Here is a 25,720-nt window from a genome sequence, read left to right as displayed (position 1 = left end):
TGGATATGCAAGGGTATAATATCATTATGGTTTATAACAAGGATTTAGATCGACTGCTGATGTGCAAGCGAAGGAAAGATCCCTATATGGGGTTGTATAATTTAGTGGGAGGAAAAATCGATCCTGGAGAAGAAGGATTTGCAGCAGCCTACAGAGAATTATACGAGGAAACGGGAATATCGAAAGAAGATATCCAGTTAAAGCATCTCATGGACTTTAGATATTATTATCAGCAGTGTTATGTAGAAGTATATGTGGGGAAATTGAATAAGGAAGTAATGCTCGTAGAGGAAGTCCATGCATTATTTTGGTCGGACTTAGATCATGATTTCTTCGATATGTCCATCTATGCTGGAGAGGGGAATATCGGTCACATGATAGAGCAAGTTAATATGTACAGAAATCAGATTTTTTTATAAACTATACGAAAGAGGATGGGTTCTATGAAAATTAATATGGAAGTAAGATTCATTATATCATTACTATTTTCAGCTTTAGTTGCCGCTTTTGCGATTCAGAATGCAGACAGTGTGAGTATTCGATTCCTACTTTACGAATTTAATATATCACAGGCCATTGTCATATTGGGGTCCGCCATATTAGGGGCAATCATCGTAGTATTCCTCGGGCTGATTAAGCAAATAAGGCAAGGAATGAAGATCAAGCAATTGACAAAAGAGATCACGAAGCTTACGGAAGAAAAAAATATGCTTCAGATGAAATTAGAAGAAACAACTGTAGCGGTGAAAGAAGAAAAGGTAGAGGAAGTAGAGGCTAAAGAGGAGATGTCTGTAATAGAACTTGAAAAATAAAACAATCTAAAAGAAGCAGGAGGCGCTATTATATTTATGGAGGATCTCCTGCCTTTATTTATTGGAAAAAATGTATAAAAAGCCATAGCGTTTTTAAATGATTAATTCTTAATCATTGGGTTATAAAAAAATTACCTGTTGTCTATGGTAGAAAGAACGACGGCTAAGTACCCCTTAAGGTTCTGTTTACTTTCATAATCCAGTTTTCTGTAGGATTCAATCATTTTTATTTCATCTTCTGTATACTCGCTAATGATATAAGCTTCCTTCATTTCATTAAAGGCTTGTGGATTTGTAGCGTAATTCGGCTCTTCTCCAGTTAAGATCCAATCGATTGATACATTAAATAATTTCTTAAATTGAATAAGTGCATTGGCAGATGGTAGAAACTTATCGTTTTCCAGCTCACTAAGGTTACCAGTAGATAGCCCAGTAATGTTTTTTATATCAATTAAGGTTAAATTGTTCGCCTTTCTAGCAGCTCGAATTCTTTTCCCTATTGTATCCATTTAAAATCCTCCTTGCTCAAAATATCTTAAATCAGAGAAAATACATTGACATTTTCTGATAAAAGAGATAAACTTTAATTGTGATTAACTCTTAATCTTTATTATTGTATCACAAATATCTTATAAAAGAGAATGCTAAGTTTTCTAATATAAGAGGGGGTTTGTTTAAATTGAGAAAGAGAAAGCTAACTGATTTTGGGGAGTTAGTAAAACTAAGATTATTTCAATTAAATATGACACAGAAAAACTTAGCAGCTCGGGTTGGTACATCGGAAGAATATCTTAGTATGATTTTATATGGGGAACGATCGGGGAAAAAATATAAAGATAAAATAAAATCCGTTCTATTTGATGGAAATGAAGAATTGAATCAAAAGCAGAAAAAATAATATCTGCAAGTAAAATAGAATACAATCGATGGAATAAGGAAATCTCTTATTTATTGTGCCCAGGGTATATATGTGATAGAATCTATATATACCTATTTTTGTAAGTTCACAACAATGGGGTATCAAATCATATAATAGTAGGAGCCCTAGAAAATGCCAATGAATAATTTCAAAGGAATACTAGGCTCAAATAATATTTAGAAGGAGGTATGGTGATTGTACAATAAATCTAAAATTTAATGAAAAGCGCCAGAACTTAGATTTCGATCGGGAAAAGGATCTAAGTTGACGAGGGACAGGGTTCATCGAGTTTTCGGCGGATGCCCTGCGGTGTATTCACCACCGATAGCGGATCTACAAAACCATGGAGCAATCTGTGGAACAAAATGATCTTGGTGAAAAGGTCTGTGAAAGTATTTTTTGAAGGTACTTGCAGAGGCTTAGTTTTTTGTTGCATTTTTTTAGGGATGAGCCTAGGATAAATACGGAATTTTTGAAAAAGATATGAATAAGAAGATTTTTTATTTTGGAAGAATGAGAGGAGACAGCCAAATGTGTGGAATTGTTGGATATATAGGAAAGAAAGAAGCCGTACCTGTTTTAATAGAAGGCTTGGAAAAATTAGAATATAGAGGATACGACTCTGCGGGTATCGCCATTTATAATAATAACGATGTTGTCGTAAGAAAGTTCAAGGGTAGATTAAGTGTTTTAGAGGATCATTTAAAAGAAGAGAAGATCCCAGGTTCTTTAGGAATCGGCCATACGAGATGGGCGACCCACGGAGAGCCAAATGATGTCAATGCACATCCCCATACCAACCATACTGGAGACATTGCAGTGGTCCATAATGGCATCATAGAAAACTATATGAAGCTGAAGGAATGGTTAATTTCAGAAGGAAAGGTATTTGTATCGGATACAGATACAGAGGTAATTTCCCACTTAGTAGATTACTATTATAAAGGAGATTTAATAGAAGCAGTACACAAAGCAGTAGGAAGAATGGAAGGCGCCTATGCAGTCGGTGTCATCAGCAGACAGAATCCGAATCAATTGGTGGCTGTTCGAAAGGATAGTCCGTTGGTGGTCGGCGTAGGTAAGGGAGAAAACTTCATAGCCTCCGACATTCCTGCCCTATTAAAATATACAAAGAACGTATACTTTTTAGAGGATGGAGAAATGGCAATTTTAGAAAGAGACCAAGTTCGTATTTTAAATGAGTTTGGGCAAAAAGTAGATCGGGAGATTTTCGAAGTAACCTGGGATGTGGAGTCTGCTGAAAAAGGTGGATACCAACATTTTATGCTGAAAGAAATCCACGAACAACCGAAGGCGATCAAAGATACCATCTCTCCACGATTGAATGAACATAATGAAATCGTTTTAGATGATATTAAGATCACGAAAGAAGAGCTAGAACGAATCAACAAAATCATGATTGTCGCTTGCGGTACTGCTGCCTATGCAGGGTTAATCGGAAAGTATGCCATTGAAAAGTTTGCAAAGATTCCTGTTGAGTGGGATATTGCATCGGAATTTAGATACAGAGACCCTTTTGTGGACGATAAAACTTTAGTAATCTCCATTAGTCAATCTGGTGAGACCGCAGATACTTTGGCTGCTCTTAGAGAGGCCAAGGAAAAGGGCGCTCGGGTCATGGCGGTAACCAATGTGGTAGGTAGCCGAATTTCTAGAGAGGCCGACGATGTTTTCTATACCTGGGCAGGACCAGAAATTGCGGTAGCATCTACAAAGGCATACGTTACCCAGCTGATCGCAATGTATCTTATCGCATTGAACATGGGCATTAAAAAAGGTGTTTTATCAAAGGAAAAACACGATGCAGTGCTAATGGAATTAAAAGCATTACCTGAAAAGGCAGAGAAGATCCTATTTGATAAGAATATACTGCAATCCCTTGCTGATAAGCAGTTCAACAACCAAAGTGTATTCTATATCGGTAGAGGTTTAGACGATTATGTTTCTAGAGAAGGGTCCTTAAAGCTAAAGGAAATATCCTATATTCATTCAGAGGCTATTGCAGCAGGGGAATTGAAGCACGGAACCATTGCTCTAATTGAGGAAGGTACCCTTGTCGTAGCTTTGGCTACACAGGATAGCTTATACGATAAAATGCTTTCTAATATTAAAGAAGTAAAAGCAAGAGGCGCCTATGTTATAGCAGTGGCGAAAGAAACAAATAAAGAAATCGAAAAATCCGCAGATACAGTGATTTATATACCGGAAACTATGGATGAACTGACAGCGGTGTTATCGGTAATTCCACTACAATTACTGGCATATTACATCGCTGTAGCGAGGGGCTGCGATGTAGATAAACCGAAGAACTTAGCGAAATCTGTTACGGTAGAGTAGAATATTGCCTGGGAAATGTGAGGATTGTCGTTTCTCAAAAAGATTGAACTAGATTGATCATTTGAAAAAAAGTTTGAATTCAAATCACCTTTTTGCGGTAATACCTCAAAGAGGTGATTTTTTTATGGGAAAAGAAAAAGAACTATAACTCAAAATGAAATTAAAAAATTAATAAAAAATGGCAGAGGACAAGGAATAGGGCAAGAATATCAACCATGGTTATTAATTCAAGACGTCTCTTCATTGGGACGAGCAATAAGATTAAAAGGAATAAAGACAAATAGACAACATGAGTTTCCTTCAGATATGGAAAGGGACTATTTTTATATTCTTGAGTATTCTGATCCTGTAATTTACATTAGGGAACAGTTTCCTTTATTGCCATTAGAAGAGACGTTATTAATAGCAAAAGAACTTGGAATAAAGGCGTGTTTACATGTCCTCATAATGAAGCCAAACTTAAAAAATATGATATAGATAAAACCATTAGTAGTAGAGTAGCTTTCATAAGGCTTGATGAAAGGTATTTGGATTTTAATGTAGAATATGAAGAAAATGAAAGAATGAATTCAAGACTATTAGAAGTATCTAAGGCAGCTTATTATATATTGACCAGTAATATTTTTGAATTTGATAAAGATACTATATTTAAAAAATATAAGGAGCTCCTTGATAAAGAGGAGCTATTATCAGTAAATAAAAATATAAAGCAGAGAGAACTGCATGAAGAATTTATAAATTTTTATGGTGAAGAATTTTTAGAAATAATGGAATCAGGTATAGACAAAGATAATGAGTACAATCCATTTGGTAAATCTCCATGGCCATGTCTAAATCCCGTAGCAGATCATTATAAACAAGATATAATATACAACTTTAAAATAACTTCTGATTATAAGACTAGAAAGCCTGTTGGAACATTTACATGCGACTGTGGTTTTATCTATTCAAGGAAAGGCCCTGATACAAATTACGACGATAGATACAAAGTAGGCAGAGTAAAAAACTTTGGGTATGAGTGGGAAGATAAATTAAAAAAATATTTAAATTTAAGGGATTATAGTATAAGAGATATAGCTAAATTGATGAAATGTGATCCTAAAACTGTTGTAAAATACGATAAGTATTTTGGTATAAATAGGTTTAAAGATTCTAAAATGAATAAACTTGAAGAAAATATTAAGCTAAATGATAGTACTAATATAGATATAGAATTATATAAGAATACTATATTAGATAGTATTTCTAATAATCCTAATTTGCCTAGAACAAATACAAGAGAACTTTGCAAAAAAGAATATAACTATATTTATAAACATGATAGAAAATGGCTTTCAGATAATCTTCCTAAAAAGTTAAATAGAAAGCAGATAGATAATAAAAGTAATGAAAGAGTAGATTGGAATAAAAGGGACATAGAAGTATTAAATGCAGGTAAAAATGAATACCTAGAGTTAATATCTAAAGAAAAACCTATAAGAATTACTATGTCTAATTTAGGAAAAGTATTAGGAATACTCCCTATGCATTAAATGTTACTCTTCAGGATATAATCTTCAAGAAAGATTTTACCGCTATTCGTATTGACCAAGGTGAAGATACAAGGTATATAAAAATATTAGAAGCAGTGAAAAAAGTTCTAACAGAGAACTTGTTCTCACCTTTAATTCTCAAAGCATATATGAAGCGACCATATTATATTTTTATGCGTACTAGGGATATGAATAAACTTATACTTACTACTAAAGATATACGACCTGCTACTAAAGACTGGACTAGAAAGGTGATGGAATCTGCATGTAGTGCGGCGGGTATACCTTTATTTACTAGCAAGGATCTTCGTCATGCTTATGCATTTTATGCTTTAAGATTAGGCACTGCAGTTGATGATGTAGCAAATTAGCTTGGATGGAATAACACTAATTTAGTTTATAAATATAACAGTGCTATGGAGCAACTTTTGTTATCTGCAAATTCGTATACGGAAATATTTTTCAATCAAATTCAAATGATTAACTTAACCTTATATATTTTTATCAATGAATGAAGGGGCTGCCTTGAAATGATTGTTCAAATCATTTTAAGACAGCCCCATTAATATTTATATTATAAAGTTTCTATCTAAAAGGATTACCAAATACTACAATATCTTTATACCACGAATATGTGATCCCCTGTGAATAGTTTGCTGAAGCACCTGCTTGGAATGCAAATTCCACAGTGGTATGTAACGTACCTGGATTTACAGATATTGTACCTTCCAGTAGTGGGACTTCCGCAGATGATGCATACGCAAATCCAGATAAAGTGGTTGTGTTTCCATTAGAAAAACCTACATGGAACTCTGCATCAAATTTACTTCCTATAGTTACATTCCCATTAGTAGATCCTAAAATGCCTAAATGCCATTTTTGTGTATCTTTATTATAACTTACTACAAGGTTTCCAGATGCTCCTCCAGATCCAACAAATCCTCCTTCTAATGCCAATCCAATATAAACAGTATATCCATCTCCAGTGTTTTTATCACTAAGGTTTACAGTTGCTTTTTCAGGAATATATTGAGAATACATCGGTGGATAGAATGCCTTATATCCTTGCCTTTGGTAAAGAGGCTCTCCGGGTATTCTAGTAGCACTGCTCAAATTTAAAATTTCGCCAGATCCAGGTAAAAATTCCATGCCTGTCAAACTATCATAATATGATGGTCCGCCAGGAACTCTTCTAGCACGTGCCATAACATTATAATCTGCAACATAAGGATCATTTTTATACAAATTCCAATAGTAATCGTTTTTTGCCGCATAAGAATTCGTACTTCCAAGTAAAACTACAATTAACATTACGCACATCACAGTAAACCGCTTTCTAAACTTTGTTTTCATAAAATCTCCTCCTTATATTTTAAAATCGTTATAATATTTCTGGGTTTTTTTTAAAAAACCTTGATATTTTTCATAAAATGTAATAATATGTATGTGAAATGTAAATTATATTACATTTCAGGTTATTTTTGCTAAAAAAAATACTAGGAAAGGAGGACAGTCTTTAAAGACAATATGGACTTAATAAAAAAAAATAGCAATTTAGATGAATTTTTGATATTATCATTAAGAAATAGGCAAGAGATTATAAATATTAACTCAATAAATTTTATACAAAAAGTTAATGATAGGCATGTAGTTATTAGCACTTTGACAGCTGAATATACTATTCAAAGTACATTGAAAAATATTTGGAACATATTGGAGAACAAAAATATATTTTTTAGATCTCATAAAAGTTTTATAATTAATCTAAAACAAATAAAATCGATAAATAGATTCAGTAATTCTTACTGCGTTAATTTTAAACGTACTGAAAAAAGAGCTATACTTAGCAGAGATAACAAAAAAAAGTTACAAGATTTAATAATTAGTATATGAGGTGATAATATGAAATCGAAAATAATTTGTATTTTTATTATTCTGATTATTCTATCTACGGGTTGTGCTGCTCAACACAATTTTGTGGATACTAACGCAGAAGATATGCATGAACTTACCAGAAATATTTATTTTGATTACAGTACTATAATTCGGAATAAACGTAGTAGTCCTCAACAGATAGATAATTCTATGCAACCAGTGCTCGAAAATTACAGAAAGTACGTTTCTGAAAGTAAACTGACTGAATTTGAAAACAAACTAATGGAGAATGCCGAAATAACAGTAAAAAATGAATGGAAAAGAATTAAAGAAAATAAAATAACTCATTATTTAATTTCTGAACCCATAAATGTTAATTTACTAAAAGAAGGGTATCAAATAAATGATAGAGAGACATTTATTTTAATAGTACGAGCTATGAACAAAGCTAGTGATAAATATTTATATACTCATCTATTTATTTATAATACAGATGAAGATAAATATGAAATAGTATATGCAGATCCATATATAATAATTGATTTACAGAATATTGTTAAAGATAAGATAGAAACTTCAGATTTAGATAATTATGAATGGTACAACTTAGAAACTAGATAATATATAAAAGGAGTGATTTACTTGGAAAAATTCGGCGATATTCTATTCTTTACGTTATTTTCATTGCTACTTCCCGCAGGTATATTCGCAATATTAAATTTAAATTTTTTATCTGAAAAAATGTATACAAGTTCTAAGAAATTTAATCCTGTAAATGTAACTCCGACTTCTATTCGTTGGAATAAATTTGTTTTTTTCCTAATGAGTCTAACTGCTATATTAATTGGAGCTATAGCATGTATTAAGCTTTTTATGATTATTACACGATGAAAACATCAATTAATTGTAGATTTAAATTTAATATGCGATTCGGAATTAAATATAAGACATATACTAAAGCTCATTTATATATAGAAACATTTCAGCAAAATAATAAAATAACTTGTGTCTTTTATAAATAATTACCTAAGTTTTGTACAAAAAACTAAGCTGTATTTAGAAAAGCATGGAAGCTTAATTGAAGATACTTAGGTTGTAATGCTTCAACAAATATTTTCGCCAGTTCTGATAAGCTAGGCACAGCAATCTCAACATGATCTTTTAATTCTATTGCCTTAGCACGAATTTTCCCTAGTTTTTTTATCAGTGAATTAATACCCGTATCCTTGAGTTTAGATGTTTTAAAGGTTATGTTTTTCATCAAAGTAATCAGGTTATGACTGATGAATACTAACCATAAAAATCCGTAGATTCCATAGAATTTATCTGTTCTTAAATTCTTAATCCTATGTAACTTTCAGTAGTATTAGTAGAAGGTGATTTGGAATAAAGTTGGATCACTTTGAAAAATTGAATTAGGATCACCTCTTTGTGGTAATATATACCATAATGAGGTGTTTTTTTATGGATAACAATGGATTAGTAAAATCGAGCATTAGTGAACCTGCTATAACTACAGATTGAACGTACTTATTATAGAAACTTTAAAAGTACTATGAAGTATAAAAGTAAGAATGCAAACGTATCTATTCAAGAAGAAACCTTGTATCTAATATATGGTAGAATAGCTAGTGAATGGATAGATATATAATATTAGTATCTAATGGGGGAATACATTATGAGTAAAAAACGGATAGGATTTAAAGTATCTAGTATGTGCGTTCTTCTTTGTCTTATTCTTCTTACACTTTCCTTAACAGCTTGTTTATCTGATGTGCCAGTAGAAATTGTTAAAGAAGATTATTCTTCAACGGTCTCCAATTACAATAATTTTAGTTATATGGTTGAGGGGAATAATAAAATTTATTTTTCTCGTATGAAAGCAGATGATTCGGCTTCACCATATGAGCCAGTGGACTTTGATGCGATCGACGTAGGGATTTATGCTATGGACTTATCTGGAGATCATATTGAAAAAATAAGTAATATGTATGGTCGTTTTCTTCAAGTAGTGGATGATAAAATTTACTTCAATACATGGCTTCCAGAAAGAGGGCTTTATAGAATGAATTTAGATGGTTCTGAATTAGAGCTTATAATTGAAGGGGCTTGGCTCAACTTTTATATTTATAAAGATGCAATATATTATGTTGCTGATATGTATCATCCCTTTAGAAAATTTGATTTAAAAACAGGCGAAGAAAGTATTGCCTTAGATGACTTCGGATTCATTAACTGGATCGATGATGATTATATCTATTTCTCCTATGATCACGAAATTCCTTATTATTATAGGATGAATTTGGAAACCCAAGAAATACAACTTTTGAAGGGAACGGATGATACCCCACAGCGATTTAGTTATGATGGAGAAGCAATATATTATTCCACCTTCGATGCTATCTATCGAATAGATTTAAGCAATACTGATCTTGATTCTAGTAGTATGGGAGAAGAGATTGTACATAATATTCATGGAGGACATAATCTTATCCATAATGGCGGTTTTTTCTATTATTTTGATTCCCGACAAATTAGTAATAACATTGTGTACGACCTTTATCGTGTAGATGAAAAAGGAAAGAAAAAAGAGCTTTTAGTCAAAGATTTAAACCAAAATGTAAGAATGTATATCCTTGGCGGAGAGCTATATATCACTGAAATTGACAGCATTACCTCACTTATAAAGGGATATTATCGATTTGATTTTGAAAATAAAACCCTTGAACCTTTGAGGTTTGAAGAGTAGTTGGTTTATTCATTGTTTTAATATGTTTTTAAGTTAAGCCCTAATTCATGGCTTAAATATTCCTTTTCTGAAGGACTTAACGCCCTAAACCAAGCCATTTTATCGTGGGATATCGTTGCTAGCCATAAAAATTCAGTTTCATCTAGAAAGGATAAATCCTCTGGCAATTTTGGAAATAGCCACTCAAATAATCCATTTACTCTGTTTTTTAATATTGATTTTGTAAACTCGTTACACTCAAAAACATACAAGTTACCATTAGAGTATTCCATATGCTCATAGGATGTTGCTGGAATTACTTCAATCATATGTTCATTTAATTCTCTTATTAAGTCAAAAGTATTTTTGTTATCCAACCATCCGCTATGAATGTGAAAAAAGAACTTTTTGCTTTTTTCAAATGCAAAGTCTATAAAGTCTTTATAAACTTCAGCTCTTGGTTCATTGCATATTTGTACATGCATAATCTTATCCTCCAATATAATTTGTTATAAAGTCATAAAATATAATGTACTAAATGAAATGGTGTTCATTACTTCATCTCTGTTCTATTCAATATATCATTATAAATTGATTTTGCAAACTTTGTTTATCGACTTGGATTTTTATTCGTAGTCTAATGTTAATTTATTTACCAACATAAAAAATAAAAAGGAGATTTATACTGTCACTTTTAAATAAATCTGAATTATTTTAAAATAAAGTCAAATCAAAATCATCCTTCTATGGTAACATATACCATAGAGGGATGATTTTTTGTCTTAAAATAAAAAAATATATGAATGGGTAGGGAGCAAGGCGTTGGACAAAATTATCAACCAGGAATATAGATTCAGGATGTCCCAATTTTGAGAAGAGCAACAAGTCTCAATGGAACTAAAGCGAAAGGATAGCATGAGTTTCTATCAGACTTAGAGAAATATAGTTACGAGGGGGATTATTAATGAAAATGAATGAAAAAACATATCTAAGTATCGAAGAGGCGATTTCACTACCAACCTTATCTGATACAAACATAAGTGAAGACGGCAAAAACGTAGCATTTGTCAAGAGGACAGCGAACTGGAAAGACAATAAATATGTGAATCATGTATGGCTCTATGAAAAAGATAAGGGGCAGTGTTATCCATTAACAGCTGAAGACATAGAAAGCACATGCCCATTATGGTCTCCAAACTCTAGAGATATTGCCTATCTTAGTTTAGGACATAATAAGAAAAACCAGATATTTGTTCGGTCAATGGATAGCTACAGCAGTATCCAAATTACGGATGAAGAAGAAGGCGTCAGTAAGTTTAAATGGGAGCCTACTGGCAAGGGTTTTTATTATGTTTCACAGTCAAAAGAATCTGAGGCCATAAGAAAACGTAAGGAACGATATGGAGATTTCCAGCATATAGGGAAGGAATATCAGAATAATTGTTTGTATTATATTGAAATAGAAAAACTGATACAAAAGGATACATATGAAAACCTAGAAAATTCTGATGGTCTTGCTAAGGATCAACATAAAAATAGTGCGGTCCATCAATTAACAGAGGATAAGGATTTTCATATCCATGAATTTGACATCTCCAATGATGGTAAAAAGATTGCGTTTATAGCCGCGCCAAGCCCAAACGGAGAAGATTATATGAATAGAGAGCTATACATACTCGATATTAAAGCTGGACGGCTACAAAAGTTGACTATTGATAAGCTGTTGCGGGGGAGTGTCTGCTTTTCTCCTGAAGGCACTAAAATATGTTACGCAGCAAGCATAAAGGAAAAAGATTACTATAAGACCCATATAGAAGAGAGTACATTAGAGATTTATGATATTCATAGTGGAGATCAAATGCAGCCTTTAACAGGTTTTGATAGTACGGTTACTCCACTAAGGTGGACTGCTAAAGGTATTTTAATTAGATGGCAGGATAAAACGAATTATCTCATTGGATTACTATCGGAGAATGGCACAGTGGAAGTGTTAAGCGGAAAAGCAGATGGCTTTACAATGGATGCTTCTATAACAAGGGATGGAAATCATATATCCTATAATAAAGCTATGGCTAATGAAACTTTTGAAATCTATTTAGACCATAAAAAGATAACGAACGAAAATAGCTTTTTTGAAGGGAAGCTTAAAAGCAAAAAGGAAATAATCTCATGGCAAAGTAGTGATGGTCTTGAAATAGAGGGCGTTTTATCTACCCCAGCAGAGTTAGAGGCAAATAAGAGATATCCCTTATTAGTGGTGATCCATGGAGGGCCAAATTGGGCATCATTTCCAGTGTTCCTAGACTATTTTAATGAGAAATATCCGATTGAACAGTTTATAGAAAAAGGCTTTATGGTTTTAGAACCAAACTATAGAGGAAGTTCTGGTTATGGCAATGAATTCTTAAAAGCAAACTACAGAAAACTGGGAATTGTGAACTACGATGATGTGATATCCGGCGTGGACAAGCTAGTTGACAAAGGGATTGCAGATAAAGACAGAGTAGGGGTTATGGGATGGAGCAACGGCGGATATATATCCGCCTTCTGTTCTACATTTAGCGATAGATTTAAAGCGATTTCAGTTGGCGGTGGCATTACGAATTGGAGTACCCATTATGCAAATACAGATATACCCTATTTTGTTCGGATGTATTTAGGACATGATCCATGGAATGAGCCAGAGATCTATACGAAAGCATCACCAATAACATATATTCAATCAGCCTGTACGCCTACCTTAATCCAACATGGGGAAAAGGATGCAATAGTTCCAATTACAAAAGCATATGAGCTATATAAAGGATTAAGAGATATGGAAGTAGATACGGAATTAATTATATTTAAAGAAATGGCATATAGTTCCGATCATCCAGGAATTCATGTGGCTATTATGAAGCAGAATTTAATGTGGTTTTCACACTATATCCTTGGAGAGCGTATGAAAGATTTTAGGACGTTATGGACAGGTATAGGAGAATACTAAAATAAAATAGTCAAATTTTTTAACACTATAACTATCTTGTAAAGATTACAGGATAGTTTGTTTTTATTGTATAAAAGCATAGAAATACTTTTAATCAGACACGATAGAATAAAGCAGAATACCTTATGTTATAATGATGGTAAACAAAAAATTCGACACAAAAAGAGGGATTTATTTGAACGGTAAATTAAAAAAACAAATTATTTGGATGCTCATTATAATCTTACTAACTTTCTCTATATTTACAATTTTTTATAAGGGCTTTGAGATTAACATAGGCTCTTCTAATATGCTTACGGAAAAGGAGAAAGAATGGCTTCAAGAGAAAGGGACTTTAATCTACGGAGCAGACAGAAGTGCACCGCCACTTAGGTTTCAGGATGAAGCAGATGGCCAATATAAAGGCGTATTGATCGACTACTTTAATGCGATGTCTGTGGAAATCGGTACAAAGATAGAGCTTTATCCCATGCTGTGGGAGGATGCGCTAGAGGGGTTAGCACAAGGGGAAACAGATATCTGTGATATGTTTCCAAGCAAGGAAAGGGGAAAACATTATTTGTTTTCAAAGCCCATCTACAATTTGAGATCCGTATTGGCCGTAAAGGAAACAGAAGAAAATATTATGGATTTGGATGATTTAAATGGCAGGATTATTGCACTACAAAAAGGGGATTATGCCAGCGAATATATCAAGGAAAACTATCCGAATATCATACAACATCATGTTGCAGACTTAGGTGAGGCTCTTTCTTTACTTGCAGAAGGCAAGGCAGATGCAACATTGGGAGATGAACCTGTAATATTTCATCATTTACAAAAACAGGAACTAAAAAACAAAATTAAAATCATTGATAAGCCTGTTTATGAAAAACAAGTGGTATTAGCTGTACCAAAGTCCAAACCAGAGCTAATTTCAATACTGAATAAAGGAATCGATTCTTTACATGAAAAAGACACCATGGTAAAAATACAGCAGAAATGGTTTGGTTTGTCCACGCCAATAGTAAACTCATTGGATACAGAAAAACTAAAGGGATATTTTACAATGATAGGTATTGCATTTATTTCCGCATTTCTTTTGATGATGGGATGGAGTACATCTTTAAAAAAGCAAGTGGTTATTAGAACGAAGGAATTAGAGGACAGTAGAAACGATTTACAGATCGTTTTTGATGGCATGAAAGAGTACATGATCGTTTTGGATCGGAGAGGTAATATTGTTAATATCAATAGAGCATTTTTAGATTATTTAGGAAAGGATAAAAATCAAGTAATAGGGATGCAGTGGAACCAATGCTTAGAGGCATTTTCTACAGTGGACTTTAACGGTATACTAAATAAAACGCTCCAGTCCGCATGTCACCATCAAAGTGAAAGATATATTCAAAACTCAATATATAAAATAGATGCACATCCTCTAAAGGATATTGATGAAGATATTAAGAACGTACTAATTTTAATGAATGATGTAACTGGTGAGCAAATCAGTAAACGACAGATATTACAAGCGAATAAGATGATGGCCATTGGAGAGCTGGCTGCTGGCATTGCCCATGAAATCAGAAATCCTCTCGGTATTGTACGGAACCATAGCTTTATAATAAGAGGATACAGTGAGGAGAATCCTTTGATTAGTAAATCTTTAGAGTATATAGATTCTGCCATCGACAGGGCCAGCAAAATCATCGATAACCTACTGAATTTTTCAAGAATTTCGGACAATGTAACAGAGCTGGTAGATATCAATTTATTTATCCATAGCATCGTAGAGCTTCAGTGTAAGTATATGCAGAAAAATGGGATCACTTATGAAATAAACTGTGAGAAAGGATACAGTGCTATTACAAATCAGGAATCTCTAAAGCATATTTTAATTAATCTGATATCCAATGCCATCGATGCAACGCCAAGGGGAGGTAAGATCACTATAAATGTATATCCACACAATCAAGGGATGGTAATAGAGTGTGTAGATACAGGAGAGGGAATAGACCCTAAGGATATAGAGCGAATCTTTAATCCTTTTTATACGACAAAAGGACCGGGAAAAGGCACTGGGCTGGGATTGTATATTGCATATAATGAAGTAAAAAAGCTAAAGGGAGATATTGAAGTAGAGAGTAAGATTCATAAAGGCACGAAGTTTAAGATTTATATTCCATCAGTAAAGGCAGGTATGTAGATATGACAGAAGTTACAAAAATATTGATTGTCGATGATGAAAGAGAATATAGAGAAACATATAGAATGATATTAGAAAGCAGAGGGTTCTCTGTTGGCGAAGCAGAAACAGGAGTGAAGGCCTTAGAAAAGCTAGAAGAGGAATACTATCCCATTGTACTTTGTGACGTAATAATGCCGGGAATTGATGGGTTAGAGGTTTTAAAAAAAATAAAAGAAACCTATGATAAATCCGTAGAGGTTATTATGGTAACGGGATATGGAGGAGTAGAGACCGCTGTACAGGCTATGCGGATGGGCGCCTTTGGTTTCTTCGTTAAAAGCCACAATCCAGAAGCTTTGCTCATAGAAATAGGGAAGGCAAAAAGAATTATAAACCTTCAAAAAAAGCAAAATATGTATTCTGATGCTGAAAATAATGAAAGGTACTTGTATCAAAGCAAGAATGCTAAGATGAAGGAAATCTTGGAGATTGTAGATAAGGTGGCAGACACCAGTAGCAATGTACTACTTCTGGGAGAGTCCGGTGTAGGAAAGGAAGTATTGGCTCAAAAACTACATGATAAAAGCAGTAGAAATACAATGCCATTTGTGGCGATTAACTGTCAATATTTTTCGGACAATCTTTTAGAGGCAGAATTATTCGGTCATGAAAAAGGAGCATTCACAGGAGCTAAGGATAAAAGAATCGGTAGGTTTGAGGAAGCCAATGGAGGAACCATTTTTCTAGATGAAATAGGAGAGATCTCTCTGAATACACAGGTTAAGTTCCTAAGGGTATTGGAGAACAGAAAAATTGAAAGAATGGGATCTAATAAGCAGATTGATGTAGACTTTAGATTGATCAGTGCTACCAATAAGATTCTCGCCGACGAAGTGAAAAATAACAGCTTTAGACAGGATCTATTTTATAGGATCAATACCATAACCATAGAGATCCCTCCTTTAAGAGAGAGAAAGGAAGATCTACTAGATATGATCTATTTTTTCGTAAATATGTATAAAAAGGAGTTAAAAAAGGATATTAGGGATATAGACAAGCAAACATTAGAATACCTGTTGCACTACGATTATCCAGGAAATATAAGAGAGCTAAAGAACATAATCGAAAGATTGTTTGTGCTTTCAAAGGATGGGATTCTTAGGCTTCAGAGTGCCATCGAAAAAGAGTTCGATGGCAAATCCACAATAAAAGATGATTGTATAATGGATTTTAACTCAGCTCGATATGCATTTGAAAAGGATTATTTCTTAAAGGCATTGATGCATTTCAATTATAATATTTCGCAAACGGCAAGAGCTGTAGGAATCAGCAGAAGGCAGCTCTTTAATAAGATTAATGAATACAACTTAAGAGAATATATGAATTTAGATTAAGGTCGGCAGATTTGGCATTAATTTTGCAATAGTATTAAGGTAGCGTCTTTTATTTAATAAAATAAATTTAACAGTGAGGAGGGAGCATCATGGAATTAGCAACAAAGAATGATTGGGTAGAGATAGAAAACTTGATACTATCGCCTGAAGAAAGAGCGCCTCAGCTTCCTGAGGATACGAAAGCTGTGCCACTAAAGATGTGGGTAAAGGGTTTTTTACTCGATGAAGAGGCGAAAATAGGAGATGAGGTTTCTATTAGAACGCTCACCGACCGTATTACAAAAGGAATCCTAGTTGCAGTAAAGCCAAGACATATTCATGATTTTGGAGAGCCTGAGCCATGCTTGTTAACCATCGGTATGGAAGTAAGAAAAGAACTAGGAAATTTATAGTATAAAAGGGGTGACAATATTGTTAGACTTATCTTATGAAGCTGTTATGGCCAGAAAAAATGAAATAATGAAAAAAGCTGTTGGAATAGACTACGCTGTATTTGAGTTTGGAAAAATAGGTTTTGATTATGAAGGTATGATGGAAAAAGTAGCTTATTCCATACCAAAGATGCAGGCGATCCAGGCAGAAGCTAAAGTAGGAAATACGCCTTTGTTTGAGCTAAAGAATATTACGAAATTAGTTAGAAAGTATTCTGAGCCAGGCAAAGGTGCTCGTATATTTATAAAAGACGAGGCAGCCAATGCTTCGGGATCATTTAAGGCGAGAAGAGCAGCAATTTCCATATACCATGCAGAAAAAAATGGATATAAGGGAGCTATTGCAGCCACTAGCGGTAACTATGGTTCTGCTGTTGCATCACAGGCAGCACAGAGAGGATTAAAGTCCATCATTGTACAAGAGGTATATGATTCAAGGAAGATAGGACAGCCTGAAATACTTGAGAAAGCAAGAAAATGTGAGGCGTTTGGCGCTGAAACAGTCCAATTAACTGTAGGACCAGAGCTGTTTTATGTATTTTTAAGACTGCTAGAAGAAACAGGATATTTTAATGCATCACTTTATACACCATTTGCCATAGCTGGTGTAGAAACTTTAGGCTATGAAATAGCAGAGCAGGTTTACTCGAAGGAAGGCAAGTATCCAGATGTGGTTGTAGCTACAAATGCTGGTGGGGGAAATCTAACTGGTACGGCAAGAGGTCTGATAAAGGCAGGAGCCGTTGAAACTGAAATTATTGGAGCTTCTGTGGATTTATCTGGACTCCATATGGCTTCGGATACCGATTTTAATAGAAAATCATTTACGACAGGACACACAGGCTTTGGGGTGCCTTTTACAACCTTACCAGATAGATCTGACGTACCGAGAAATGCCGCCAGAGTATTAAGATATATGGATCGATACGTAACAGTGACCCAAGGGGATGTATTCTATGTAACTGAGCTGTTATCTCAAATAGAAGGAATAGAAAGAGGCCCTGCTGGAAATACCTCTTTAGCTGCTGCAATTGCTTTAGCGAAGGAAATGGATGAAGATAAAATTATCATTGTTCAGGAGACGGAATATACTGGCGCAGGAAAGCATTCGATGCCACAGCTGACCTTTGCAAGGCGCAATGGCATTGAAATTAGAAGAGGAAACCCAGCAGAGAATGTCCCTGGAAAGAATATTATAATTCCTGAAAATATAGGTCAAATAGTAGTTGAGGACTTAGAGATGAAGAAGCTAAAAAGAAATTATATAAAAAATGCAGTTGGAAACAAAAATATAACGGAAATAACCCAGAAAGATTTACAATTCCTGAAACAGGATCTTAAGCTTCAGGAAGAAGAAGTTTTGAAGATATTGAAAGTCTATGACGTTCAGGTTCTATAGAAACTAGAAAAAGTGGTCATCTTAAAAAAATTTTTAAGATGACCACTTTTCTGTGATTTTATATGGAAATCTTTATAAAAATAGCTTCAATTAAAATTACTTAGAGGTCGTAGCTTGTTTATTTTTGGTATTCTCTGTAGACATATTATCGTATCTTCCGATGCCAAAGATAATTGTAACAAACATGACTGCCAGCATAGCATAGGAATATAATACGAAAGGAGTTACCTGTACAGCTGTCAATGGAGCGGCACTATCCTTAGCGAATCCGATGGTATAGATTACGGCAGGAGTCCAAGGTAAACAATAGACTAAGGTGTTGGATTGAGCATCTAATAAGTTCGCTGCACGGTAAGGGCTGATACCGTAGCGCTCAGAAAGAGGCTTAGCGAAGGAGGCACCAACAGCTAATATTGCAGGGGCGTTAAGTCCCATTAAAGCTGAAAGTGAAATAACCATGACGCTTATTACAATCTCTGCACCTCGAGCTGTTTTAGCCACAGTACCTAAAGCGTTTAATAGCTTAACATCGCCTTGACCAGCTCTCATAATGGCAATAGAACCGAATAGTAATAGGGCAAGTATTACTACCTGTAGCATACTGTTGATACCTGTATAAATAACACCATCTACTGTTCGATCCAATCCCATACCAGAAACTCTAATTAGGGCTTCCTTGGTTACTTCAGCGGCTGGGTCAACTTGGATAAAGTCCATTAAGCCTGTAAGTACAGCCGTGCCTCCAGCTAATACAGAGCCGATTGTTGTAGCGATGATGATATCTCCTGTTTTAACTGCGATCCAAATTGTAAGGGCTACAGGAATTAACATCAAAAGTGTCTTTGGATCGTAGTGAACTACATCAGCTACAGAAATAGTACCCTTATATTTCATGCCTAGAATGATGATACCAACAATTGTTATTAAAGCTGCGGAAAGTGAATATTTTAAACGAGATCTTACAACACCAGGAACGTCGGCCCCTTGAGAAGTAGCAGAACAAATTGTAGTGTCAGATACTGGGGCAAGATTATCTCCAAAGGAGCCTCCAGATACAATGGCACCAGCTAAAAGAGCAGGGTGTGCACCTAAGGCGATACCCGCAGGATATAAAACACCCATCCCTGCGGCAATTGTACCGAAGCCAGTACCAGATGCAGTTGCAAATACCGCAGCTGCAATAAAGGAAATAATGATAAAAGCTGTTCCTTGTATTCCCATGCCTGCTGCCAATCCAGCAATTCCTGCTGCCAATCCAGATGTACGAAGAATTCTAGAAAATACACCTGCAAAAATCCAACAAACAATCGGTATAATTGCTTCTTTACTAGCCATCCCACTGATGATTGTGTCAGAATAAAGTGCTTTGTCCTTAGCGAAGAAAAAAGCAACGACTAAAGCACTGAATGCAGGTAGCCAAAGGGCACCGTCAGAAATTGAACCGAAATAAAAAGTAGTTAAAATAATCATTCCTAAGAATACGGCGAAAGGTAGAAAGGAAACCCATTCACCTCCATAGAATTCTAATTTTTTCGTTGACTTATCCATTATACTCCTCCTTAAAATATTATATGTTTTATATTGTGCGAATTTATTTATTCGCGTTTCATAAATATATTGCAAAATCGATGCCAATAAGTCATAGAGGTAGAGATAGGCAAGCATGCTCGTCTATTGTACAAATGGAAAGATGTATATGTCATGAGAAATAAATTGCCGTGAAAAATATTTCACGCATGGAAAAATATTGCACTATTAAAATAGCAATTAAAAGCAAAAAAAATCACCCTTTATGGCATGATGCTGGCAAAGAGGTGATTTTTTATAAAAAGAAGGTCAGAACAGAAGCTAAAAACAAAACGAGATTTTCGTAAAGGATGGAAATACTTACTTTTGACTATGTAGAACCTGATGTTGCACCCAGTTATCAATTTCACTTTTTAGAAACAGCGTCTTATCCCCAATTTCAAAATAAGGGATGAACCGATAAGTATCCCAAGCGTTCGTACCTGATGAGATCATTTGTGCTTTTTCATCTTTATTGACTTTGATTAAATCTTTCAATTCATTTTCTGAAATTCGAAGATAGGATGCCAATTCTTTAAAGGTAAGCACTTGATTTTCTGTATAGCTTGGAGACTGCGCCATATTTTTACTGATGGATCTAGAAATATAAAATGTTTGAATAACAAATAACAGCAAAATAAAAAGACCCATTACCATTGTCGTACTTTTCTGATTTTTTCCCATAAATACCCCTCCTTTTCGCAATATTATATTATACTTCCGATAGATTTACCATAAGCTGATATTTATTTTTATAATTGACAAAATATAAACAATTATTTATACCAAATACATAGACAGTCATCTATATGTTTAGTGATTTAGGAATATATATGGGAAAAACTTATAAGCGGGTGATTAAAATAGAGGAAAAGATAGAAATATTTAAGGCATTGGGAGATAGAAATCGACTTTTAATTTTGGAGATGCTTTCCTGTGGTGAGCTTTGTGCTTGCGACATTATGGATGCACTGGATTTAACGCAACCAACAATTTCTCATCATATGAAAGTCTTGCAGCAGTGCGAGCTTGTAATCGGTAGAAAAGAAGGGAAATGGATGTTCTACGCCATTAATCAGGCAAAGGTGGAGGAACTGCAAACCTTCATTCAGAAACTAACCTCTTTCAAGGAAGACTGTATTTGCAAGGGATATAACAAAAGCAACACTGATTGCTAAATAAATTGGGAGGATGGAGGAATTCGTATGCTTAAAAAAGTAGCATTTGTATGTGTTCATAATTCATGTAGGTCTCAAATGGCAGAAGCTTGGGCGAAAAAACTAGGTGGGCATGTACTGGAAGTATATTCGGCTGGAACAAAAAATTACCATGAAGTAAAGCCTTTAGCAGTTAAAGTAATGGATGAAGTAGGCATTGATATGGCCGATCATTATCCGAAACTTTTAGAGGATATTCCAAGAGAAGTCGATATTTTAATTACCATGGGCTGCAACGTGTCTTGCCCGTCTGTTCCATGTAGCCATCGGGAGGATTGGGGACTTAAAGATCCATCAGGTGGTCCTATTGAAGAATTTAGAAATACGAGAGCGACCATTCAAATGAAAGTGGAGGATCTTATTAAAAGAGTAGAGAACCAAGCATTGTAAGACAATTAAAGTTTTAGGAGATGAGACATGATGATATTCAAATGGTTCAATCGTCAATTGCTTAAAATGGAGTGGCTTTTTAACCTCGTTCAAATGTTGGTTGAGAAAATATTTGGTTTGAGTATTGAAAGTAAATTAGGAGGAAGTGTACACTTTTTTATATACGATGTAATTAAAATCTTTATATTGCTTTCCGTACTAATTTTTAGTATTTCTTATATACAGAGTTTCTTTCCCCCAGAAAGAACGAAGAGGATTCTAGGAAAGTTCAATGGGATTACGGCCAATATATTAAGTGCTTTACTTGGAACGGTAACGCCATTCTGCTCTTGTTCCTCCATTCCTTTATTCATTGGATTTACAAGTGCAGGACTACCCATCGGTGTTACATTTTCATTCTTGATATCCTCACCTTTAGTGGATTTAGCCTCAATCCTTCTACTTGCCAGTGTATTTAACTGGAAGATCGCAATCGCTTACGTTGTTGTAGGTCTAATACTTGCAGTAGTGGGAGGAACGATCATCAGTAAATTAAAACTGGAGTCATATGTGGAGCCTTTCGTATATAGTAACAAGGTGTTAGAAATTGAAGAAGAGCAATTAAGTACAAAGGACAGAATCGATTTTTCAAAAAATCAAGTACTGGACATCGTAAAAAAAGTTTGGATCTATATATTCATAGGTGTTGGTATCGGTGCGGCGATTCATAACTATATTCCAGAATCTTTGATAACTACAGTATTGGGTCAAGATCAGTGGTATTCTGTTTTATTAGCAAGCTTTGCAGGAATCCCAATGTATGCCGATATTTTTGGCACTTTACCCATTGCAGAGGCTTTGGTTGCAAAGGGCGTAGGTCTTGGTACTGTCCTTTCCTTTATGATGGGGGTTACTGCCCTTTCTCTGCCCTCCATCGTCATGTTGAATAAAGTAGTAAAGTCGAAGCTGTTATGGATTTTTGTTGGTATTGTTAGCTTAGGAATCATTATGATCGGATATACTTTCAATGCCTTTGGATATTTATTTTTATAAAGAAAGAAGGATATCAAAGAAGAGTTTCAATAAAAAATATAAAAAGGAGTGTTTACTATGGTAATAAAAATTTTAGGTTCTGGATGCAAAAACTGTACAGTTTTAAAAGAAAATACGGAAATGGCATTAAAAGAGGCAGGAATTGAAGCGGAGGTTCTGAAAGTAGAGGATTTTAAAGAAATTATGACTTACGGAGTCCTGTCAACGCCGGCTCTCGTCATCGATGAGAAGGTCGTATCCTATGGAAAGGTTTTAAAACCTAAGGACATTCTTAAGTTTTTAAACAAATAAAGCTTTGGTTTGAATTTTTCCATTAAATACAAAACCTAAGTTGAGAAAGTTCCGATATAATTGTACTTATAAAATATCTACGATATTAAAGCTTTTAATATCAACAGAATATGGGGGATTGTACAACGATGAAGAAGCGGAGCATCATTATATTCTCAATTCTTATTCTCGGCCTTATCCTATTTTTAACCCTTAGACCCGAAAAAGATATAGAATTAGATACACCTGAGGGGGAGGTAGAACTAAATATACCTGAGGAAAGCGATGAATCGACGATTACCTTCTCAAACCTTCATGAAAAAGAAAATTTTAATGCCATCCATGAGGCAAATATATCCACTGAGGAGCGGCTAGAGAAAAGCTTGAATATTTACCTAAACCATGTTTTTGTAGATGTGGGGTATGACTGGGATGGTACGATATTCGTACCGATTCGGAGCATCAGTGAAAGTTTAAATTGGGCCGTTCGTTGGATACCGGAGAGACAGATGATCCAGCTTGCAAAAGAGAACGAGGAGTATTATGTGGCTGTTGTAAATCTATTTGGGAAGGCCTATATCGATATTGACACCCTAGAATATTCGATTAATCTGGATACCGTCTTCGTCTCAGAAGGTCGGATGGATATAGGAACTTCCAATGCAATACCCTGGAGACACCTTGATCAAAAGCCTAAAAGTTTAAATTTTTATATCAACGATATGTTAATGACGAAATACGCTTATGAGCATGAAAATGAAATCTACGTTCCAACAAAGATTTTGGCTACATCCTTGGGGAAGGTTTTTCGATATAATGCAGAGGAAGGATCCGTATCCATCGATGGGGTAGAAATAGATGCCATATTGATGGATGGTATCCCTTATACCAACCTAGCCTCATTTGAAAAGGTAGCGGATTTGAGTCCATATCACATTCGGTACGATGATCTCGAAAAAGTAAAAGAAGGTGCAGTACCAGTTTATAAGGGTACGGATACGAAAAAAGTTGCCTTAACCTTTGATGATTATATCGATGAGGAGGTATTCCCGCTATTGGATGTATTAGATGCACATCATGTGAAAGGGACCTTTTTTATCATTGGCAATACAATTGATAGAAACAAGGATGTATTGCGGGAAATATATCGTAGAGGTCATATTATAGCCAATCACACATGGGAACATTTAAATAACCATTCGATCACAGAGGATGAATTTAGAGCGCAGCTCATATCGACACAGTTGGTGATTCAAGAGAATATTGGTATTCTGCCCAATTATTATAGGCCACCAGGTGGATTCTATAATGCAAAGATGCTGAGGATTGCAAAGGAAGTTGGGTTACAAACAATTATGTGGTCGTTGAATTCCAATGATGCTCTGTTCGATAGTAAACCTGCGCATATTAAAGAAACTGTACTAAAAGGTTTAGCCAACGGCTCTATTATCGTGATGCATACCAAAAGAAATTCAACCATAGAGGCCTTACCAGAAATTATCAAGAGAGCAAAAGAAAAGGGCTATGCATTTGTTACCATAGACGAACTGATAAATGAAAGGAGTGCAATGAATGAGACGGAATAAACTTTTATGGGTACCTTTAATAGTCCTCTTACTTTTTCTATCTGCTTGTAGTGGACAGGAAGTAAAATCTAACAACAATAAGATCAATCCCTTAGAAAAGGAAGAACCAAATGTTTCTATGGGCCCACAATCAAGCGGCATCACAGAAGCTCTCCTAAAAAATGTGGATTGGACAGTAGAGAAGATCGGACTGAATGATAAGCCTGTGGAAAAGCTACAGTTAACGGAGAAGGGTCTATTATATGCGCTTTCAGAAGGAACACTCTATGAAATTCAGGATATGAAAAAAGTAGAAAACATAAGTGATTCTTTGAAGCTATCCACATTTTACATCTTAGAGAATAAAGAGGAAACCATTATTATAGCAGGTGGCAGTCATGGAGAAATTTATCGATATTCCACGCTGGATAAAAGCTGGATACAGTCTAGTGTGGACACCTACCAGGCGCCCATCAGCATTATGGCCAGCAATAATGTAGGGGATATTTATGTTGGACAAAGCTCAAAGCTCGGCGGCGGACTTTGGCTCAGTCAGGACAGTGGGAAAAACTGGACAAAAATAAATGATTTAACGGTGAGAGGGATTGCGGTTCATCCCAAACAGAATAACATTGTGTATATTGTGGATAAGCTACCGTATATTTCAACAGATGGGGGGAAAACTTTCATAAAGATCAACACCAAGGCAAATTACGGTGTATTGATCCACCCGATTCATTCCGATGCCATTTACCACGCTTCCTCTATCGGCGTAGATACGACAGATATTCAAGGGAATATTTCCAGCTATATGCAATTTTATCTTGAGGGCAGTATGACGAAGTTGCAATTAAACCCACAGAATGTAAATCAGTGGTTGATGGGTTTTTGGAATTATCCCTATGGAACTGGCGGACTGTATTACAGCGAAAATCACGGCACCATATGGACTCAAGTAAAAGGAGAACTGGAAGACAAATTGGTCTATGATATTGTCTTTAGTCCCGATGGCTCCTTGGCTTATATTGCAACAAAAAGCGATGGTATATGGGCTTTGAACCTATCTAAAATTAAATAAA

General features: G+C 34.9%; 26 protein-coding genes. 20 read left to right on the top strand and 6 right to left on the bottom strand.

Annotation, left to right across the window (positions count from 1 at the left end; all coding sequences use genetic code 11):
• Positions 1–5: 5 nt before the first annotated feature.
• Both CLOS_RS14935 and CLOS_RS14930 read left to right on the top strand, forming a co-directional pair.
• On the top strand, positions 6–419 hold the full coding sequence (locus CLOS_RS14935; RefSeq protein ID WP_012160676.1) for an NUDIX hydrolase: 414 nt from the start codon (positions 6–8) through the stop codon (positions 417–419).
• 24 nt (positions 420–443) lie between these two features.
• Complete coding sequence (locus tag CLOS_RS14930) at positions 444–812, top strand: LapA family protein (protein ID WP_012160675.1); 369 nt, start codon at positions 444–446, stop codon at positions 810–812.
• 131 nt (positions 813–943) lie between these two features.
• On the opposite strand, the gene CLOS_RS14925 is transcribed toward CLOS_RS14930, so the two are convergent.
• Positions 944–1,321: a helix-turn-helix domain-containing protein gene (locus CLOS_RS14925; RefSeq protein WP_012160674.1), complete on the bottom strand. Its 378-nt coding sequence runs from the start codon at positions 1,319–1,321 to the stop codon at positions 944–946.
• 170 nt (positions 1,322–1,491) lie between these two features.
• On the opposite strand from CLOS_RS14925, the gene CLOS_RS14920 reads away from it, so the two are divergent.
• The 4 genes from CLOS_RS14920 to CLOS_RS16125 all read left to right on the top strand — a co-directional run bounded on the left by CLOS_RS14920 (position 1,492) and on the right by CLOS_RS16125 (position 5,992).
• Positions 1,492–1,710 carry a helix-turn-helix domain-containing protein gene (locus tag CLOS_RS14920; protein ID WP_012160673.1) on the top strand — a complete coding sequence of 73 codons (219 nt, stop codon included), beginning with the start codon at positions 1,492–1,494 and terminating at the stop codon, positions 1,708–1,710.
• Positions 1,711–2,262: 552 nt separating this feature from the next.
• Positions 2,263–4,089 carry a glutamine--fructose-6-phosphate transaminase (isomerizing) gene (gene glmS, locus CLOS_RS14915; RefSeq protein WP_012160672.1) on the top strand — a complete coding sequence of 609 codons (1,827 nt, stop codon included), beginning with the start codon at positions 2,263–2,265 and terminating at the stop codon, positions 4,087–4,089.
• A 428-nt stretch (positions 4,090–4,517) separates the two neighbouring features.
• Positions 4,518–5,621, top strand: a complete 1,104-nt coding sequence (locus CLOS_RS15400; RefSeq protein WP_049753871.1) for a TnsD family Tn7-like transposition protein — start codon at positions 4,518–4,520, stop codon at positions 5,619–5,621.
• 173 nt (positions 5,622–5,794) lie between these two features.
• Positions 5,795–5,992, top strand: a complete 198-nt coding sequence (locus CLOS_RS16125; RefSeq protein WP_198006301.1) for a site-specific integrase — start codon at positions 5,795–5,797, stop codon at positions 5,990–5,992.
• A gap of 214 nt (positions 5,993–6,206) precedes the next feature.
• On the opposite strand, the gene CLOS_RS14900 is transcribed toward CLOS_RS16125, so the two are convergent.
• Complete coding sequence (locus tag CLOS_RS14900) at positions 6,207–6,974, bottom strand: hypothetical protein (protein ID WP_012160671.1); 768 nt, start codon at positions 6,972–6,974, stop codon at positions 6,207–6,209.
• Between the two features lie 174 nt (positions 6,975–7,148).
• On the opposite strand from CLOS_RS14900, the gene CLOS_RS16525 reads away from it, so the two are divergent.
• Positions 7,149–7,514, top strand: coding sequence for a LytTR family DNA-binding domain-containing protein (locus CLOS_RS16525; RefSeq protein ID WP_012160670.1), 366 nt, complete (start codon positions 7,149–7,151; stop codon positions 7,512–7,514).
• Between the two features lie 9 nt (positions 7,515–7,523).
• Complete coding sequence (locus CLOS_RS14890) at positions 7,524–8,117, top strand: hypothetical protein (protein WP_012160669.1); 594 nt, start codon at positions 7,524–7,526, stop codon at positions 8,115–8,117.
• Positions 8,118–8,541: 424 nt separating this feature from the next.
• Here the strand turns inward: CLOS_RS14890 and CLOS_RS14880 are convergent, their stop codons facing one another.
• Positions 8,542–8,757, bottom strand: coding sequence for a hypothetical protein (locus CLOS_RS14880; RefSeq protein ID WP_012160668.1), 216 nt, complete (start codon positions 8,755–8,757; stop codon positions 8,542–8,544).
• Positions 8,758–9,174: 417 nt separating this feature from the next.
• Between CLOS_RS14880 and CLOS_RS14875 the strand changes: the two genes are divergently transcribed.
• Complete coding sequence (locus tag CLOS_RS14875; RefSeq protein WP_012160667.1) at positions 9,175–10,245, top strand: DUF5050 domain-containing protein; 1,071 nt, start codon at positions 9,175–9,177, stop codon at positions 10,243–10,245.
• A gap of 17 nt (positions 10,246–10,262) precedes the next feature.
• On the opposite strand, the gene CLOS_RS14870 is transcribed toward CLOS_RS14875, so the two are convergent.
• Positions 10,263–10,709 (bottom strand): hypothetical protein, encoded by a 447-nt coding sequence (locus CLOS_RS14870; RefSeq protein ID WP_012160666.1) that lies wholly within the window; start codon positions 10,707–10,709, stop codon positions 10,263–10,265.
• A 479-nt stretch (positions 10,710–11,188) separates the two neighbouring features.
• On the opposite strand from CLOS_RS14870, the gene CLOS_RS14865 reads away from it, so the two are divergent.
• From CLOS_RS14865 to ortB, 5 genes are all read left to right on the top strand, one after another.
• Complete coding sequence (locus tag CLOS_RS14865; RefSeq protein ID WP_012160665.1) at positions 11,189–13,210, top strand: S9 family peptidase; 2,022 nt, start codon at positions 11,189–11,191, stop codon at positions 13,208–13,210.
• Positions 13,211–13,499: 289 nt separating this feature from the next.
• Positions 13,500–15,395, top strand: a complete 1,896-nt coding sequence (locus tag CLOS_RS14860) for a transporter substrate-binding domain-containing protein (RefSeq protein ID WP_198006300.1) — start codon at positions 13,500–13,502, stop codon at positions 15,393–15,395.
• A 2-nt stretch (positions 15,396–15,397) separates the two neighbouring features.
• A complete protein-coding gene (locus CLOS_RS14855) occupies positions 15,398–16,771 on the top strand; it encodes a sigma-54-dependent transcriptional regulator (RefSeq protein WP_012160663.1) in 1,374 nt (457 codons plus the stop codon).
• 89 nt (positions 16,772–16,860) lie between these two features.
• Positions 16,861–17,163: a 2-amino-4-oxopentanoate thiolase subunit OrtA gene (gene ortA / locus CLOS_RS14850; RefSeq protein WP_012160662.1), complete on the top strand. Its 303-nt coding sequence runs from the start codon at positions 16,861–16,863 to the stop codon at positions 17,161–17,163.
• A 46-nt stretch (positions 17,164–17,209) separates the two neighbouring features.
• The gene (ortB, locus tag CLOS_RS14845) at positions 17,210–18,601 is read left to right on the top strand and encodes a 2-amino-4-oxopentanoate thiolase subunit OrtB (protein ID WP_041720050.1); all 1,392 of its coding nucleotides are present in this window, start codon (positions 17,210–17,212) and stop codon (positions 18,599–18,601) included.
• Between the two features lie 96 nt (positions 18,602–18,697).
• Here ortB and CLOS_RS14840 read toward each other — a convergent pair whose 3' ends face one another.
• Together CLOS_RS14840 and CLOS_RS14835 are read right to left on the bottom strand one after the other, a co-directional pair.
• Positions 18,698–20,149: a Na+/H+ antiporter NhaC family protein gene (locus CLOS_RS14840; protein WP_012160660.1), complete on the bottom strand. Its 1,452-nt coding sequence runs from the start codon at positions 20,147–20,149 to the stop codon at positions 18,698–18,700.
• A gap of 339 nt (positions 20,150–20,488) precedes the next feature.
• Positions 20,489–20,851 carry a helix-turn-helix domain-containing protein gene (locus CLOS_RS14835; protein WP_012160659.1) on the bottom strand — a complete coding sequence of 121 codons (363 nt, stop codon included), beginning with the start codon at positions 20,849–20,851 and terminating at the stop codon, positions 20,489–20,491.
• A gap of 170 nt (positions 20,852–21,021) precedes the next feature.
• Here CLOS_RS14835 and CLOS_RS14830 point away from each other — a divergent pair, with 170 nt between their 5' ends.
• The 6 genes from CLOS_RS14830 (at position 21,022) to CLOS_RS14805 (ending at position 25,719) form a co-directional block, all read left to right on the top strand.
• Positions 21,022–21,345: an ArsR/SmtB family transcription factor gene (locus CLOS_RS14830; protein WP_330360305.1), complete on the top strand. Its 324-nt coding sequence runs from the start codon at positions 21,022–21,024 to the stop codon at positions 21,343–21,345.
• Positions 21,346–21,372: 27 nt separating this feature from the next.
• Positions 21,373–21,774, top strand: a complete 402-nt coding sequence (locus CLOS_RS14825) for an arsenate reductase ArsC (protein WP_012160657.1) — start codon at positions 21,373–21,375, stop codon at positions 21,772–21,774.
• 27 nt (positions 21,775–21,801) lie between these two features.
• On the top strand, positions 21,802–22,806 hold the full coding sequence (locus CLOS_RS14820; RefSeq protein WP_012160656.1) for a permease: 1,005 nt from the start codon (positions 21,802–21,804) through the stop codon (positions 22,804–22,806).
• A 57-nt stretch (positions 22,807–22,863) separates the two neighbouring features.
• A complete protein-coding gene (locus CLOS_RS14815; protein WP_012160655.1) occupies positions 22,864–23,097 on the top strand; it encodes a thioredoxin family protein in 234 nt (77 codons plus the stop codon).
• A 128-nt stretch (positions 23,098–23,225) separates the two neighbouring features.
• Positions 23,226–24,662 carry a polysaccharide deacetylase family protein gene (locus CLOS_RS14810; RefSeq protein WP_012160654.1) on the top strand — a complete coding sequence of 479 codons (1,437 nt, stop codon included), beginning with the start codon at positions 23,226–23,228 and terminating at the stop codon, positions 24,660–24,662.
• Positions 24,649–25,719 (top strand): WD40/YVTN/BNR-like repeat-containing protein, encoded by a 1,071-nt coding sequence (locus CLOS_RS14805; RefSeq protein WP_012160653.1) that lies wholly within the window; start codon positions 24,649–24,651, stop codon positions 25,717–25,719. The genes CLOS_RS14810 and CLOS_RS14805 overlap by 14 nt, the downstream gene beginning before the upstream one ends.
• Position 25,720 lies beyond the last annotated feature (1 nt).

The organism is Alkaliphilus oremlandii OhILAs, assembly GCF_000018325.1.
Lineage (GTDB): Bacteria > Bacillota > Clostridia > Peptostreptococcales > Natronincolaceae > Alkaliphilus_B > Alkaliphilus_B oremlandii.
This window is presented reverse-complemented; position numbering and strand designations above follow the sequence as displayed.